The sequence below is a fragment of the Rhodococcus maanshanensis NBRC 100610 genome (assembly GCF_001894865.1).
GTDB classification, from domain to species: domain Bacteria; phylum Actinomycetota; class Actinomycetes; order Mycobacteriales; family Mycobacteriaceae; genus Rhodococcus_G; species Rhodococcus_G maanshanensis.
On sequence record NZ_BCXA01000036.1, the window covers coordinates 54,870 to 71,093 of the forward strand.

The 16,224-nt window shown below is 70.0% G+C and carries 13 protein-coding genes; 8 read left to right on the forward strand and 5 right to left on the reverse strand.

Annotated features, from left to right (window positions below; translation table 11 throughout):
- Window positions 1–66 precede the first annotated feature (66 nt).
- Together RM1_RS17965 and RM1_RS17970 are read left to right on the forward strand one after the other, a co-directional pair.
- A complete protein-coding gene (locus tag RM1_RS17965; RefSeq protein WP_072753098.1) occupies window positions 67–684 on the forward strand; it encodes a TetR/AcrR family transcriptional regulator in 618 nt (205 codons plus the stop codon).
- Window positions 681–1,703 carry an acyl-CoA dehydrogenase family protein gene (locus RM1_RS17970; RefSeq protein WP_072753099.1) on the forward strand — a complete coding sequence of 341 codons (1,023 nt, stop codon included), beginning with the start codon at window positions 681–683 and terminating at the stop codon, window positions 1,701–1,703. Before RM1_RS17965 ends, RM1_RS17970 begins: the two co-directional genes overlap by 4 nt.
- A gap of 7 nt (window positions 1,704–1,710) precedes the next feature.
- On the opposite strand, the gene RM1_RS17975 is transcribed toward RM1_RS17970, so the two are convergent.
- A complete protein-coding gene (locus RM1_RS17975; protein ID WP_083576810.1) occupies window positions 1,711–3,420 on the reverse strand; it encodes an alpha/beta hydrolase in 1,710 nt (569 codons plus the stop codon).
- A gap of 24 nt (window positions 3,421–3,444) precedes the next feature.
- Window positions 3,445–3,849 (reverse strand): DUF7144 family membrane protein, encoded by a 405-nt coding sequence (locus tag RM1_RS17980; protein WP_072753100.1) that lies wholly within the window; start codon window positions 3,847–3,849, stop codon window positions 3,445–3,447.
- 126 nt (window positions 3,850–3,975) lie between these two features.
- Between RM1_RS17980 and RM1_RS17985 the strand changes: the two genes are divergently transcribed.
- From RM1_RS17985 to RM1_RS17995, 3 genes are read left to right on the forward strand one after another with little or no spacing between them, the layout of a single operon-like run.
- Window positions 3,976–8,505 carry an ATP-dependent helicase gene (locus RM1_RS17985; RefSeq protein WP_218019715.1) on the forward strand — a complete coding sequence of 1,510 codons (4,530 nt, stop codon included), beginning with the start codon at window positions 3,976–3,978 and terminating at the stop codon, window positions 8,503–8,505.
- Window positions 8,492–9,316: a DNA-formamidopyrimidine glycosylase family protein gene (locus RM1_RS17990; RefSeq protein WP_072753101.1), complete on the forward strand. Its 825-nt coding sequence runs from the start codon at window positions 8,492–8,494 to the stop codon at window positions 9,314–9,316. The genes RM1_RS17985 and RM1_RS17990 overlap by 14 nt, the downstream gene beginning before the upstream one ends.
- Window positions 9,317–9,349: 33 nt before the next feature.
- Window positions 9,350–9,949 (forward strand): transglutaminase-like domain-containing protein, encoded by a 600-nt coding sequence (locus tag RM1_RS17995; RefSeq protein WP_072753102.1) that lies wholly within the window; start codon window positions 9,350–9,352, stop codon window positions 9,947–9,949.
- A gap of 51 nt (window positions 9,950–10,000) precedes the next feature.
- Here the strand turns inward: RM1_RS17995 and RM1_RS18000 are convergent, their stop codons facing one another.
- Both RM1_RS18000 and RM1_RS18005 read right to left on the reverse strand, forming a co-directional pair.
- The gene (locus RM1_RS18000; RefSeq protein ID WP_072753103.1) at window positions 10,001–10,588 is read right to left on the reverse strand and encodes a TetR/AcrR family transcriptional regulator; all 588 of its coding nucleotides are present in this window, start codon (window positions 10,586–10,588) and stop codon (window positions 10,001–10,003) included.
- A 28-nt stretch (window positions 10,589–10,616) separates the two neighbouring features.
- Window positions 10,617–11,384 carry an SDR family NAD(P)-dependent oxidoreductase gene (locus tag RM1_RS18005; RefSeq protein ID WP_072753104.1) on the reverse strand — a complete coding sequence of 256 codons (768 nt, stop codon included), beginning with the start codon at window positions 11,382–11,384 and terminating at the stop codon, window positions 10,617–10,619.
- 87 nt (window positions 11,385–11,471) lie between these two features.
- Here RM1_RS18005 and RM1_RS18010 point away from each other — a divergent pair, with 87 nt between their 5' ends.
- Together RM1_RS18010 and RM1_RS18015 are read left to right on the forward strand one after the other, a co-directional pair.
- Window positions 11,472–12,113 (forward strand): TetR family transcriptional regulator, encoded by a 642-nt coding sequence (locus tag RM1_RS18010; protein WP_174562969.1) that lies wholly within the window; start codon window positions 11,472–11,474, stop codon window positions 12,111–12,113.
- A gap of 195 nt (window positions 12,114–12,308) precedes the next feature.
- Window positions 12,309–12,803, forward strand: a complete 495-nt coding sequence (locus RM1_RS18015) for a hypothetical protein (RefSeq protein WP_072753105.1) — start codon at window positions 12,309–12,311, stop codon at window positions 12,801–12,803.
- A 33-nt stretch (window positions 12,804–12,836) separates the two neighbouring features.
- Here the strand turns inward: RM1_RS18015 and glpD are convergent, their stop codons facing one another.
- Window positions 12,837–14,570 (reverse strand): glycerol-3-phosphate dehydrogenase, encoded by a 1,734-nt coding sequence (glpD, locus tag RM1_RS18020; RefSeq protein ID WP_027500251.1) that lies wholly within the window; start codon window positions 14,568–14,570, stop codon window positions 12,837–12,839.
- A gap of 206 nt (window positions 14,571–14,776) precedes the next feature.
- Here glpD and glpK point away from each other — a divergent pair.
- The coding region (gene glpK, locus RM1_RS18025; RefSeq protein ID WP_072753109.1) for a glycerol kinase GlpK at window positions 14,777–16,224 on the forward strand (1,448 nt) is incomplete at its 3' end.

Here is a 16,224-nt window from a genome sequence, read left to right on the forward strand (position 1 = left end):
AGAAACTAGCAGTATTCGAATACGATGGGTATACCAAATCTGAAGTTTTCTCGGAACGGAGTTGTGATGGCGCGAATGACCAGGTCGGAGAGTCAGGCCAAGACCAGGGCCGACCTGATTGCGACCGCGCGTGACCTGTTCCTCGCGGACGGGTACGCCGTGACCTCGCTGGAGAAGGTCGCCGAGGAGGCGGGTTACTCGAAGGGCGCGGTGTACTCCAACTTCCGTAACAAGAACGAGCTGTGCCTGGAGGTGCTGCAGCTGATCCACGTCACCAAGGGCGCCGAGGTGGCCGAGGTCATGTCCCGGCAGGCACCGCTGGAGGAACGGCTGACGGCGTTCGAGAACTGGGCCGAGCGCACGCTCGGCGACGTCGGCTGGACCACGCTCGAGTTCGAGTTCATCGTGCTGGCCCGCCACGATCCGGAGCTGCGGGCCGCGCTCGTGTCCAGCCTCGGCATGGCGCGCGGCATCGTGGCCGCCATGCTCAGCGCGCTCGTGGCCTCCGGTGAGGTCACCCTGCCGATGTCGGTGGACGACGCCGCGACCAGCGTGCTGAGCATGGGCGTCGGCCTCGGCATCCAGCGCGCCATCGACCCGTCCATCTCGACCGGCATCGTCACCCGAAACCTCCGCGCGCTTCTCACCGCAGCAGGCCAAGCGGATCTACCCTCACAGGCGTGACGAACTGGCCCGATCTCGCGCGCGAGATCGCCGACGACGTGCTGTACCCCGCCGCCGACAGCGTCGATGCCGACGGCGAGATCCCGCTCAGCCACTTCGAGGCGCTGGCCGCGGAGGGCTTCTACGGCCTCGCCGCGCCGCCCGACTTCGGCGGCCCCGGCCTCGGTATCGACGACCTGGTGGCGGTGGTGGAGACGCTGTGCGGCGCTTGCCTCGCCACGAGCTTCACGTGGATGCAGCACCACGGAGTGGTCGCGGGACTGGCGTCGAGCGCGAATCACGATCTGCGCGACGAGTATTGGGACGGGTTGATGGATGGATCCGTCCGGGCAGGCGTCGCCTTTGCCGGCGCCATCCCGCGACCGCCGCTGCTGTATGCGCGCCGCGTCGACAATGGGTACGTGCTCGACGGTGTCGCACCCTTCGTCACCGGCTGGGGCATCGTAGACATCCTGCAGCTGAGCGCCCGCGACGAGTTCGACGATTCGATCGTGCACGCCGTCGTCGACGCGGTCCCCGGCCAGGGCGTGTCGGTCGAGGAGCTACCCCTGATCGCCGCGCGAGGGAGCAACACCGTCCGGATGCGATTCGACGGATTCGAGGTGCCGGACGAGCGGGTGAGCAAGGTGGTCACCCAGGAGGAGTTCACGGCCGGTCAGGGATTCGGGTCCTGGCTCAACGCCTGCATGGCGATGGGCGTCGCCCGGCGCTGTCTCACCGAGCTCGACGAGCGGGGTGTGGACACCACCGGGTTCGCCTCGGAGGCATCGACAGTGCGGGCGGACCTCGATGCCGCGCTCGGCGGCCGGTCCGACCTCTTCGCGGCGCGGGCCAGGGCATCCGAGCTCGCGATCCGGGCCGCCGCAGCGCTGGTGACCGCGACGGGCAGCTCCGCGGCCGTGGCCGGGGCGACCGCGGAACGGCTGATGCGCGAGGCGACGCTGACCCTCGTCGCGGCGACGCGGCCGCAGATCCGCACGTCGCTGCTGGACCGGCTCGGCGGCGGGGCCGGCAACTGAGCCGCGGCTACCCACCGGCGTCGATGACGGTCCTGAGGGTGGCGAGCTTGTCTGCGGTGAGATCCACCGGTTGGAGGACCGCATTCCATCCGTCGACATACTCGCCCATGTACTTGTGGCCGTGCCCGGCCGGAACACCGGTGGAGAACGGCAGGTCGGCGGTGATCTGCCAGAACGTCACGAACGGTATCCAGACCATCTCCTCGAGCACGTCCCGCCCTGGCGGCTGACCGATCCAGTCCGGCTCGCTCAGGATCAGATTCGGACTCCACCAGACGATCGGGTCGGAGGGATGCATCAGGTACAGGACCCGACTGCCGTCCCACGGCGGCCCCTCGGGAGGAATTCCCTCCTGGGGGTCGTTGCTGAAGCGCACGGTCCGCCCGTCCTTGTAGACCGGCTCGACTTCCGGGCTCCCCGCATCACGCTGATCGCTGAACTCACGGAACAGGGTGTTGAAGTTGGGAGGGCCTGCGAACAGCGTTCCCGCGGTGCGGTTGCGCAGGTCGTACTCACCGCTGAATGCGGTCTCGCCGCCGAACGAGCCCAGGCTCTCCCCTGCGACGAACAGCCGGGGACGGTTGTCCTGCGGCAGTTTGGACCACACGTCGTAGACCGCGTCGAACAGGTCGCGCCCGGCTTCCCGTGCCTTCGACTGGTCAACCAGGTACGAGATCCACGACGGCAGGTACGAGTACTGGATCGCCACGGTCGCCGCGTCGCCACCGGTGAGGTACTCGAAGGTGTCCACCAGGGCCGGGTCCACCCAGCCGCTCCCCGTCGTCGTCACCACGAGCAGGTTGGCGCGCTGGAATCCGCCCGCACGGGTGAGGTCCTCGACCGCCAGCGCCGCCCTGGACTCGGAGTCCTCCGACGACGCCAGACCGGCATAGGTGCGAATCGGCTCCAGCGCCTGATGGTCGACGAACTGGCTGATCTGATCGGTGGACGGGCCTTCGCCGATGAAGCTGCGCCCCTGCCACCCGAGCGAATCCCACGGCACGACAGATCCGGGCCCACCCGACCGCAGGCCGGTCACAGGCTGCTGCACACCTTCCGGTGTCTTCGTGTCGCGCAACGAGAAGGCCCCGTTGGCGACACCGACGAGGCCGCCGAGCAGTACTCCCGAGACCACCGCGTAGACGAGTCCCGCGATCAGAAACCACCCGACGACGCTCGCCGCCCGCCGCCCGATCCACCGGTCGAGCAGCCTCGCGCTCCAGCGGTACAGCCAACGGATTCCGCGCCCGATCGCCAGTATGAGGCAGAACACCGCCGCCGCGATGACGGGTGCGAGAACCACGAGCGGGATGCTGTACTCGGTCACACCCATCAGCGCACGGATCTGGTACTGCCAGTACTGCCCGAGGCCGAACGCGGCGGCGAGCAGCACCACCGCAGCAACGAGGAGAACGCGCCAGGAGTCACGGCGCGGGGGCCGAGGAGCTCGGTCGGCGAACGCGCGCCACACGAAGGCCGCGAGCACTCCCAGCCCGTACCCGATCGCGGCCGTGATCCCACAGACCACTCCCTGCAGCAGCCCTCCGCGCGGGAGCAGCGACGGAGTGAACGACAGACACGCGAAAACGAGTGCACCCCAACACCCGGGAAGGGTGACGTACAGCAGCTTCCGGTGCCCGCCGGACTCGGGCGGCCCGGCGTCGTCAACCCCGGCGGCGGGCGGACCGCCGGACGAATCCAGGACCTTCGACGCCATGGCCACCTCCGCCTGCCGCTACGACTACTCCCAGCCGGAGCTCGGAATCCAGTTCCACACCGCCCAGATGACGACCACATCGAGCGCGATGATCAGGACGGCCCACGCCGGGGCATAGGGCAGCCACAGGAAGTTGGCGATGATCGACAGTCCGGCGATGACGATCGCCAACGTCCGCGCCCATATCCCTGCCCCGAACAAGGCGACACCCACCAGCGCGATCGCCACACCGAGCACGATGTGGATCCAGCCCCACGCGGTCAGATCGAGTTCGTATGTGTAGTCGACACCGACGGTGTAGACCTCGTCGTTGCCGATCGCGGCGATCCCCTGGAGGACCTGGAGCACGCCGGCGGTGACCAGAAGCACAGCGGCGGCGACCGATGCGCCTGCCGCGACCTCCTGCTTGACGCTCGACTTCTCGGACACGACGGTTCACCTCTCCGGACCAAGCGACGCGGAGCGTAGCGGAGCCGGCGTTTACCGACTCCTCGGATGCGCTACGCCACCCTCAGTGTGCGCCCGGTGTCGGGGTCCCGGGGCACTATGGACACCATGGATTCGGTGCTCGGCAGGTTCTCCGCCCCCACCCGGGAGTGGTTCGCCGGTGCCTTTCCCGCGCCAACCGCCGCCCAACTGGGGGCATGGGATGCGATCGCGGACGGCTCGCATGCGCTGGTCGTGGCCCCGACCGGCTCGGGAAAGACCCTCTCCGCCTTTCTGTGGGCACTCGACCAACTGGCCGCCCGACCGCACGACGAGGAGCGCCCGCCTGGCACGACGGTCCTGTACATCTCGCCGCTCAAGGCCCTCGCGGTCGACGTCGAGCGCAACCTGCGCGCGCCCCTGGTCGGGATCACCCAGACCGCCAAACGGCTCGGCGTGACGCCGCCGGAGATCACCGTCGGCGTCCGCTCCGGCGACACCAGCCCCGCTGACCGGCGCGCCCTGGTGCGCACGCCCCCTGACATCCTCATCACCACCCCCGAGTCGCTGTTCCTCATGCTCACCTCGGCGGCCCGCGAATCGCTCGCCACCGTGCAGACCGTGATCGTCGACGAGGTGCACGCCGTCGCGGCCACCAAACGCGGTGCGCATCTGGCACTCTCGCTCGAGCGGCTCGACATGCTGCTCCCCCGGCCTGCGCAACGGATCGGGCTCTCCGCGACGGTCCGGCCGCACGAGGAGGTGGGCCGCTTCCTCACGGGGTCCGCGCCCATCCACATCGTCTCCCCGCCCTCGCCGAAGACCTTCGACCTGACGGTGCGGGTACCGGTCGAGGACATGACCGAGCTGGGGGTCACGACACCGGACGAGGATTCCGCTTCCCCCGCCCCGCAACAGGGTTCGATCTGGCCGCATGTGGAGGAGCAGATCGTCGACCTGGTCCTCGAGCACCGGTCCTCGATAGTGTTCGCCAACTCGAGGCGCCTCGCGGAGCGGCTCACCGCCCGGCTCAACGAGGTCTACGCCGATCGCCTCGGTGCCCCGGTCGAGACCGTGCACGAGCCGGCCTCGCTGATCGGCTCCACCACCGAGGTCGGGCACGGCGCCGAGCCGCTGCTCGCCCGCGCCCACCACGGTTCGGTGAGCAAGGACCAGCGCGCGCTCATCGAGGACGACCTCAAGTCCGGGCGGCTGCGCTGCGTGGTGGCCACCAGCAGCCTCGAACTCGGAATCGACATGGGTGCGGTCGATCTCGTGGTGCAGGTGGAGGCGCCGCCCTCGGTGGCGAGCGGGCTGCAGCGGGTGGGCCGCGCGGGTCACCAGGTCGGGGAGATCTCCCGCGGCGTGCTCTTCCCCAAGCACCGCACCGATCTCATCCACTGCGCGGTCACCGTCGAACGGATGACCGCTGGCCGGATCGAGGCGCTCGCCGTCCCCGCGAACCCGCTCGACATCCTGGCCCAGCACACGGTGGCCGCCTGCGCCCTCGACCAGCTCGACGTCCAGTCCTGGTTCGACGCGGTCCGCCGCACCGGCAACTTCGCGACTTTGCCCCGGTCGGCGTTCGACGCCACCCTCGACCTGCTGGCGGGCCGCTACCCGTCCGATGAGTTCGCCGAGCTTCGCCCGAGACTGGTCTGGGATCGCGACGCCGACGTCCTCACCGGTCGGCCCGGCTCGCAACGGCTGGCCGTCACCTCCGGTGGCGCGATCCCGGACCGTGGGCTCTTCGCCGTGTACATGGTGGGAGAGAAGGCGTCCCGGGTGGGCGAGCTCGACGAGGAGATGGTCTACGAGTCGCGGGTCGGCGACGTCTTCGCGCTCGGCGCCACCAGCTGGCGGATCGAGGAGATCACCCACGACCGCGTCCTCGTCAGCCCCGCCTACGGCCTGCCCGGCCGGCTCCCGTTCTGGCACGGCGACGGACTGGGTCGGCCCGCCGAGCTCGGCGCGGCGCTCGGCGAGTTCCTGCGCGAGATGGCCCTCGGCGCGGACACGGATCTGCGGGCGCGCCTGGCCGACCAGGGCCTCGATGCCAACGCCACCCAGAACCTGCTCGCCCTTGTCGAGGAGCAGCGCACCGCAACAGGACAGGTCCCCACCGACCGCACCCTGGTGGTCGAACGGTTCCGGGACGAGCTCGGCGACTGGCGCCTCGTGCTGCACTCGCCCTACGGCCTGCCGGTGCACGCGCCGTGGGCCCTCGCCGTGGGCGCCCGGCTGCAGGAGCGGTACGGGATCGACTCCGCGCCGACCGCATCCGACGACGGCATCATCGTCCGGCTGCCGGACACCGAGGACGCCCCGCCCGGCTCGGAGCTGTTCGTCTTCGACCGGGAGGAGATCGCGGACATCGTGACCGAGCAGGTCAGCAACTCCGCGCTGTTCGCGTCCCGGTTCCGCGAGTGCGCCGCCCGCGCACTGCTGCTGCCGCGGCGCAATCCGGGCAAGCGCGCTCCGCTCTGGCAGCAGCGGCAACGCTCCGCTCAGCTGCTCGACGTGGCGCGCAAGTTCCCGACCTTCCCGATTCTGCTCGAGACCGTCCGCGAATGCCTGCAGGACGTCTACGACCTGCCCTCGCTCACCGGCCTGTTCGACGGCATCGGACGCAAGCAGATCCGGCTCGTCGAGGTCGAGACGCCGTCGCCGTCGCCCTTCGCGGGGGCACTGCTCTTCGACTACGTCGGCGCCTTCATGTACGAGGGCGACAGCCCGCTGGCCGAGCGGCGGGCCGCCGCCCTCTCCCTCGATTCCACCCTGCTCGCCGAGTTGCTCGGCAGGGTGGAACTGCGCGAACTACTCGACGCCGATGTCATCGAGCTGACCGAACGCGAACTCCAACGCCTGGTCCCGGACCGCAGGGCGAAGGATGCCGAGGGGGTCGCGGACCTGCTGCGCCTGCTCGGGCCCATGACCGACGCGGAGATCGCGAGCCGAACGCACGGCGACGCCGCGCCCATGGTCCTCGAACTCGAGGCGCAGCGGCGGGCCATGCGGGTCGGCTTCGCGGGCGAGCAGTGGTGGGTGGCGATCGAGGACGCGAGCCGGATGCGCGACGCGCTCGGCGTACCCCTGCCGATCGGCACCCCCGCCGCGTTCATCGAGCCGGTCGAGGACCCGCTCGGCGACCTCGTCGCCCGCTACGCGCGCACCCACGGGCCGTTCGCGCTGGCGGACGCCGCGGCCAGGTTCGGGCTCGGGACCTCCGTTGTCCGCGACGTGCTGCGCCGCCTCGCCGCCGACAAGCGGGTGCTGGAGGGCGAGTTCCGGCCCGCCGCGACCGGCAGCGAGTGGTGCGACGCCGAGGTCCTGCGGCGGCTGCGCCGACGTTCCCTCGCCGCCGCCCGTAAGGAGGTGGAGCCGGTCGAACCGGCCGCGCTCGGCCGCTTCCTGCCGGATTGGCAGCACATCGGCGGCGGGCTGCGCGGCATCGACGGGGTGGCCACGGTGATCGAACAGCTTGCGGGCGTGCCGATTCCCGCCTCCGCCTGGGAACCGATGGTCCTGCGCGCGCGGGTGCGCGACTATCAGCCTGCGATGCTCGACGAGTTGACCGCCACGGGCGAGGTGCTGTGGTCGGGCGCCGGTTCTATCTCCGGCAGCGACGGCTGGGTGTGCCTGCACCCGGCCGATGCCGCGCCGCTGACACTCGCCCCGCCCGTCGACACCGAACTGTCCGAGCAGCAGCGCCAGATCCTCGACGCGCTGGCGCCCGGCGGCGCCTACTTCTTCCGGAACCTCTCCGACCTGATCGGATCGACCGACGACGCCACCCTCGCCGCGTCGCTGTGGGACCTGGTGTGGGCGGGCCACCTGAGCAACGACACCTTCGCGCCCCTGCGCGCCCTGCTGTCGGGACCCTCGCGCTCGGCGCCGAGCCACCGGACCCCGCGACGGGCACCGCGGGCCAGGCCCTACCGGGCGCTCGCGCGTCCCGCGATGCCGAGCCGGACCGGACCGCCGACCGTCGGCGGACGGTGGTCGCTGCTGCCCGAACTCGAACCCGACCCGACCATCCGGGCCCACGCGCGGGCGGACGTGCTGCTGGAGCGGTACGGGGTGCTCACACGGGGCTCGGTGGTCAGCGAGTCGGTTCCCGGCGGCTTCGCCGTGATGTACAAGGTGCTGCGCGGCTTCGAGGAGAGCGGGCGGTGCAGGCGCGGGTATTTCGTCAACACCCTTGGCGCCGCACAGTTCTCGACCTCCGAGGTGGTCGACCGGCTACGGGCGTACGGCGACCGACTCGGCCCGGCAAACGCACCAGCCGCGGTGACACTCGCCGCGACGGACCCGGCCAACCCGTTCGGTGCCGCACTGTCCTGGCCCGCAACCGCGGGCGGGCACCGCCCCGGTCGCAAGGCGGGCGCGCTGGTGGTGCTCGTCGACGGCGAGCTCGCCCTGTATGTCGAGCGCGGTGGCAAGACCATGCTCACCTTCACCGACGACCCGGGCGCGCTGCACGGCGCGGCCGGATCGCTGGCCGCCGTGGTGGACCGCGGCGGCGCCGACAAGATCGTCATCGAGAAGGTCGACGGGGAATCCGTGCACACCAGCCCCCTCTCGCAGGTCCTGGTCGAGGCGGGCTTCTCCGCGACTCCGCGCGGCCTCCGCAAGCGGGCCCTCCATGCCCGAGGGTGACACCGTCTGGCGGGTCGCGGGGCAGCTCCGCACGGCACTGGTTGGTTCGCCGCTCACCGTCTGCGATATCCGGGTACCGCGCTTCGCGACCGTCGACCTCACCCCCGGACCGGTCGAGGAGGTCGTCAGCCGGGGCAAGCACCTGCTGATCCGGGTGGGCGACGACACCGTGCACACCCACCTGAAGATGGAGGGCGACTGGCACGTCTACCCCGCGGGCGGGCGCTGGCGGCGGCCCGCGTGGCTGGCGAGGATCCTGTTGGGCACCGACGACTTCCTCGCGGTCGGGTTCCAGCTCGGCATCGTCGAGGTCCTCGCCAGGGACGAGGAGGAGCGCGCGATCGGCCATCTCGGGCCGGACCTGCTCGGCCCCGACTGGGACCCCGACCGCGCCGCGACGAACCTCGCCGCCGAGGCCGATCGCCCGATCGGCCTGGCCCTGCTGGACCAGCGCGTGCTGGCCGGCATCGGCAACGTCTACCGCAACGAGCTGTGTTTCCTGCGCGGAGTGCACCCGGCGACCCCGGTGGCCGCCGCGGGCGAGCCGCACGCATGGGCCGACCTCGCGCACCGACTACTGGTGGCGAACCGGGACCGCCCCGTTCGCATCACCACCGGAGACCGCCGCCGCGGCCGCACCACCTGGGTGTACGGCCGACCCGGCCGCCCCTGCCTGCGCTGCGGCACCCTCGTCGAGGCGGGCACCCTCGCCGACGGAACCCCGGAAAGCGAACGACAGATCTTCTGGTGTCCTCGCTGCCAAGTGGGTCCGCCGGGTGCAGCACCACGTCACGGTCGGGGTGGGCCTTGACTGTTCCACGCGGACTCACCAATCATCCTCCGAATGGCAACCACCGATTCGGTGCTCGAAATCGCACCTCCGGAAAACTATCTGGCCGGCAACGAGTTCATCGATGTCGACGACCAGTCCGTCCGCGCACTCGCTCTGACACTGCGGCAGGGGGCGGGCGGCGACGTGCCCTTCGCCAAGGCCGCCTTCGAGTGGGTGCGGGACGAAGTAGGGCACTCCTACGACGTCCAGGATCCTCGAGTCACCTTGACCGCGAGCGAGGTTCTCGCGCAGCGCGTCGGACTCTGTTATGCCAAGTCGCACCTGCTGGCTGCGCTGTTGCGATCCGAGGGCGTTCCGACCGGCTTGTGCTACCAGCGTCTCGCGCACGGAGATGGGCATGTTCTGCACGGGTTGGTCGCGATCTACCTCAATGGCGCCTGGCGCAGGCAGGATCCGCGCGGAAACAAGGAGGGTGTCGACGCTCAGTTCTCACTCGATTCGGAGCAACTTGCCTGGCACGTCGTCCCCGCTCTCGGGGAGGTCGACTATCCGCAGATCTTCGCCGCGCCTGCACCGTGTGTCGTCGAAACTCTCCGCGGTGCGACAGACGTGCTGTCCCTATATGACGCAGGCTTGCCAACGGGTCTCTGACCCAAGTGGACGGCCGCTCGAGGACCGATCGCGATCGTGTCGGTCGAGGAGCTACGGCCTGCTCGCCCGGTCCAGCAGGCCGAGGCAGTGCCGGATCAGCGTCTCGCGGGGCACGGTCACGGTGCCGTCGAGATAGCCGATGAACAGACTCGTCAGCGCGCCGACGAGACCGAGCGCTCGCAGGGCACGTTCGTCGGGATCGGCGACGTCGTTCAATTGATCCTGTACCAGCACAACGAAACTCGGGGCGAGCTCCAGCCCGCGTCCGCCCAGGGCGGGTTCTCGCAGCGGCGCCAGCAGCAGGACCCGGCCGGCTTCGGGGTGGTCGAGGACGAGGGCCACGAACGCGCGGACCGCCAGTTCCGCGATCTCCGTCGGTGTCTCGGCGCCTGCGACCGCGGAGACGAGCGCGGCGCGGGCCCGCTCGCCGACCTCCGCGTAGACCGCGCGGATGTAGGCGTCGCGGTCATCGAAGCTCTCGTAGAAATACCGCTCGGTGACCCCGGCCGCGCGGCAGGCCGCGCGCACGCTCACCGCGGGCCCGCCCGCCGCACCGAGCAGATCCACCCCGACCTCGAGCAGGCGCGTCCGTCGCTGCAGACGGCGCTGATCGAGGCCGGGGCGGTCGGTGGTACTCATCGGCCCCAGTGTATTCGGGCCCGGTCGGTCACATGTGGGTGCCGCCGTCGATGCGAATCTCGGTGCCGGTGACGAACTTTCCGTCGTCGGAGGCGAGCATCGCGATCACGCCGGCGACGTCCTCCGGCGGCGCGAAGCCCTCGCCGATCCACGGGTACAGCTTGCCGATCAGGGTCGGGTCCAGGTCGTGCTCCGGGAAGCCCGGGTTGCTGGTCATGCCGGAGGCGATGCTGCCGGGCTCGACCGCCACCGCGCGCAGGCCCTTCTTGGCGTACTCGAGGGCGATGGCGTGGGTGAAGGACCGGATGCCGCCCTTGGTGGCCGCGTACGCCGCCATGTACGGGTGCGCGAACGACGCCGAGGTGGAGCTGAAGTTCACCACGACACCCTGGCCGTTCTCGACCAGCGCGGGCAGGGCCTCGCGGGTGACCAGGAAGGTGCCGGTGAGGTTGATGCCGACCACCGTGTTCCAGAAGTCGAGGGTGGTCTCGTGCGTGTGCGAGGCGCGCAGGATGCCCGCGGCGTTGACCAGCACCTGCAGCCCGCCGAGGTCCTTGATCGCGCCACCGATGGCCTCGCGCACCGACGCCTCGTTCGAGATGTCGACGACGACGGTGGTGAGACGATCCGCGACTCCGGCCTCCTCGGCGCGGGCGCGCGTGACCGCGAGGCCCTCCTCGGACACGTCGGCGGCGGCGACAACGCCACCTTCCGCAAGGATCCGGGCGACCGTCGCCTGACCGATGCCGGATCCGGCCCCGGTGATGAGCGTCTTGCGGCCCTCGAAGCGGTTCATGAACTGATCTCCTTCTACTGGGTGGTTGTGTTCCCGGTCTCAGTTGCACGTTACGCCGAGTTGGCACAACGTGCCATGATGGTGACCATGGCGGACCCCGGCGCACAAGCCCCCCTCCCTCTCACCGAGCGACGGCGACTGCAGACCCAGCTCGAGATCGCGCACTGCGCCGCCGAGCTGTTCGCCGCACGGGGCGCATCCGCGGTCACGGCAGAGGACATCGCGAACGCAGCCGGGATCAGCCTGCGAACCTTCTACCGGTACTTCCGGACCAAGGAGGAGGCGGTCGCCCCGATGCTCGCGGGCGGCGTCCGGGACTGGATCCACGACCTGGCCCGCGGCCCCCGGGACCTCCCTGCCGCCGAGGCACTCGAGCGGTCCGCGCGCCGCGCCCTCTCCCGCACCGACCGGGCGGGCGTCGATTCGCTGCGACTGACGCACCAGCTCTTCCGGGCGATTCCGGGGGACCCCGGACTCGAATCCGTCTGGTTCCGGATCGTGAACGACACGGAAGAGGCCCTCGTCGGGGTGCTGCGTGACCTGATGGGCCCCGACGCCGACCCGCTGGACGTGCGGCTGATGGCCGTGGCAGGTAACACCGCCATGCGCATCGCCATCCAGAACTGGGCGGATTCGGATGCCGCGAGCGGGAACGACGGCACTCCCGCCGAGATCGTCGCGCGGTGCATCCGGACGCTCACCGCCGGTCTGCGTCCACCTCAGGGATGATCCGACTCTCAGCGAGTTCACACCTGGCGCTGATGTGCGTCAAGGGTTCGCCCGCGATCCTTGAGGCATGATCACATTCCCGCTCGTTTTCATCGTCCTGGCCGCCATGGCCATGTCCGGCCTCGCCGCTCGTTCGGTTCCCCCGACCGTGGTCCGCACGCGTTGACCCGCCCGGACGTGGAAAGCTCTACGTCCATGGAGCGAACCCCCCTGGATGTCGAGGACTCCGCGAGCCGAATCAGCGCGTACGTCTACGGGAACATCCTGGTGCTCACCGCGCTCATCCCGCTGAACAACGCGAGCACCACCCACGCCGCACTGGTGGTCATCGGCACCTCGCTGTCGACCTTCGTCGCGCACGCCTTCGCCGAATCGGTCGGGAGAAGCGCCCGAATCGGGCGCCCGCTGACCACCGCCGAACACGTCGAGGAGCTCCGCGACTCGGTGCCCATCCTGACGTCAGGACTCGTCCCGGCCGCGGTCGTCGGGATCAGCGCACTCGGCGCGTTCGAACAACAGACCGCGCTGCTGCTCGCCGAGCTCTGGGTGGTCAGCCGCATCGCCGGCCTCGGCATCGTCATCACGAGGCTTCGCGGCGAAAAGCTCAGCAGGCGCAGCCTGAGGGCCTGCTTCGTGCTGGCCTTCGTCGCGATCGCGGTGGTCGCGGTGAAGCTCATCCTCACGCACTGACCCGCGCCGAGCCCTCGCCGCCCAGCCCGCCGATCAGCGCGAGATCGGGACCGGCTCCAGGATCTCCGCCCGCGCCTCGGGCGCGGCGGCCCGCAAGGCGTCGGCAGAGGAGTCGTCGGGCTCCGCCTGGGAATGGACCTCCGCCTCGACCCGCGCCCGGTAGGTCTCCACCTCACGGTCGACGGTGGCCGCATCCCAGCCGAGAACCGGCGCCACCAGCTGCGCGACCTGCTCCGCGCAGTTCACCCCGCGGTGCGCGTACTCGATCGAGATCCGGGTGCGACGCGCGAGGATGTCCTCGAGATGCAGCGCGCCCTCGGCCGCGGCCGCGTACACCGCCTCGACCTGGAGGTAGTCGGGCGCATCGGTGATCGGCTGCAGCAGTTCCGGGGTCTCCGCCGCGAGGTCGAGCACCTCGTGGATCAGCGAGCCGTAGCGGTCGAGCAGGTGCTTGACCCGGTACGGATGCAGCCCGTACTGCTGACCGACCGCGGTCGTCTGGTTCACCAGCGCGAAGTAGCCGTCCGCCCCGACCAGCGGCACCTTCTCGGTGATGGAGGGCGCGACGCGGGCCGGAATGTCCTCGGAGGCCATGTCGACGGCGTCCTCCGCCATCACCCGGTAGGTCGTGTACTTGCCACCGGCGATCGCCACCAGTCCCGGCGCGACCCGCGCCACGGCGTGCTCGCGCGAGAGCTTGGACGTCTCGTCGCTCTCCCCCGCGAGCAACGGGCGCAGCCCGGCGTAGACGCCGTCGATGTCGTCGTGGGTCAGCGGGGTGACCAGCACCTTGTTCACGTGGCCGAGGATGTAGTCGATGTCCGCCTTGGTGGCGGCCGGATGGGCCAGGTCGAGATTCCAGTCCGTGTCGGTGGTTCCGATGATCCAGTGGTTTCCCCACGGGATCACGAACAGCACCGACTTCTCCGTGCGCAGGATGATCGCCGCCTCGCTGACGATCCGGTCGCGGGGCACCACGATGTGCACGCCCTTGCTCGCACGCACACGGAACCGGCCACGCTGGTTGGACAGCGCCTGGATCTCGTCGGTCCACACCCCGGTGGCGTTGATGACGACGTGACCGCGGACCTCCGTGGTGCTGCCGTCCTCCGAATCCCGAACCCGCACACCGGAAACCCTGTCGGCCTCGCGCAGGAACCCGACCACCTGCGTCGAGGTGCGGACCACAGCGCCGTAGTGCGCGGCCGTGCGGGCCACCGTCATGGTGTGGCGGGCGTCGTCGACGACCGTGTCGTAGTAGCGGATTCCGCCGACCATCGAGCTCCGCTTGAGCCCCGGGGACAGGCGCAGCGCGCCGGACCGGGTGAGGTGCTTCTGCGCGGGCACCGACTTGGCGCCGCCCATCGTGTCGTAGAGGAAAATCCCGGCCGCCATGTACGGGCGCTCCCACACCCGGTGGGTGATCGGGAACAGGAACTGCAACGGCTTGACGAGGTGGGGGGCGAGCGTCGACAGCGAGAGCTCGCGCTCGCGCAAAGCCTCACGCACCAGTCCGAATTCGAGCTGCTCCAGGTAGCGCAGGCCGCCGTGGAACATCTTCGACGACCGCGACGAGGTACCGGAGGCATAGTCGCGCGCCTCGACCAGGGCGACCCTCAGCCCCCGCGTGGCGGCGTCGAGCGCGATGCCGGAGCCCACGACTCCGCCACCGACGACAACGATGTCGAATTGCTCGGAACCCAGCTGGTCCCAGGCATCCTTACGCTGTTGCGGGCCCAGAAACTGTGCTCCCGATTGCTTGCTCAACGCCTGCTCCTGTGAATTGTCGACGAATCAGCACCAAGGCTAGGCCATGTCGACCGGTATTCGCTGCCTCGAACGGGTGGTACCCAGGACCGGGACGCCCGAGATGGGCGGCGTCTCACGATCGACGTGAATTGTGAGGCGCGCTTTAGTAGCTTTTAGCCGTGTATGTCGCCGCGATCGACCAGGGCACCACCTCGAGCCGATGCATGATCTTCGATCATGACGGGCTGGTGGTCGCCTCCGCTCAGAAGGAACACGAGCAGATCTTCCCCCGTGCGGGGTGGGTCGAGCACGATCCGGAGGAGATCTGGCGGGCCACCCGCGAGGTGGTCGCGGCCGCACTGGCCAAGAAGGACCTGACCCGACACGACATCGCCGCGGTCGGCATCACGAACCAGCGCGAGACCACCGTCGTCTGGGATCGCCGGACCGGCAAGCCCGTGTACAACGCGATCGTCTGGCAGGACACCCGCACCGACGAACTCTGCACCGAACTCGCGGGCGACGAGGGCCCAGGACGCTACCGCGAGCGCACCGGACTGCCCCTGTCCACCTACTTCTCCGGCCCCAAGATCCGCTGGATCCTCGACAACGTCGAGGGCGCCCGCGACCGGGCCGAGGCGGGCGACCTCTGCTTCGGCACGATGGACACCTGGATCCTGTGGCACCTCACCGGCGGCGCGGACGGTGGCCTGCACGTCACGGATCCGACCAACGCGTCCAGGACCATGCTGATGGACCTGCGGACGCTCGAGTGGGACGAGCAGATCTGCGCCGAGTTCCGGATCCCGACCTCGATGCTGCCGCAGATCCGCAGCTCCTCCGAGGTGTACGGGCAGGTTCGCGAGCGCGGCACCCTGGCCGGGGTGCCGATCGCGGGCATCCTCGGCGACCAGCAGGCCGCGACCTTCGGGCAGGCCTGCCTGAGCGCCGGCGAGGCCAAGAACACCTACGGCACCGGCAACTTCCTGCTGCTCAACACCGGCACCACCCCGATGCCGAGCAACAACGGGCTCCTCACCACCGTCTGCTACCGGATCGGCGACGCGCCCGCCGTGTACGCGCTCGAGGGCTCGGTGGCGGTCACCGGATCGCTCATCCAGTGGCTGCGCGACAACCTCGGGATCATCAACTCCGCCAAGGAGATCGAGGGACTCGCCGCCAGCGTCGAGGACAACGGCGGGGCGTACTTCGTGCCCGCGTTCTCCGGTTTGTTCGCGCCGCGGTGGCGCCCCGATGCGCGCGGGGCGATCGTCGGCCTGACCCGGTTCGTCAACAAGGGGCACCTCGCGCGGGCCGCGCTGGAGGCCACCGCGTTCCAGACCCGCGAGGTCCTCGAGGCCTGCCTCGCCGACTCCGGGGTCGAGCTCACCGCCCTGAAGGTGGACGGCGGCATGGTGCTCAACGAGATCCTGATGCAGTTCCAGTCCGACATCCTCGACGTCCCGGTGATCCGGCCGGTGGTGAACGAGACCACCGCGCTCGGCGCCGCCTACGCCGCAGGTCTCGCGGTCGGGTTCTGGGCAGGCGAGGACGACATCCGCAACAACTGGGCCGTCGGGCGCACCTGGAAGCCGACCATGGCCGCGGCCGAGCGGGACCGGCTGTACCGGGAGTGGAACAAGGCCGTCGAGCGGACCTACGACTGGGTCGA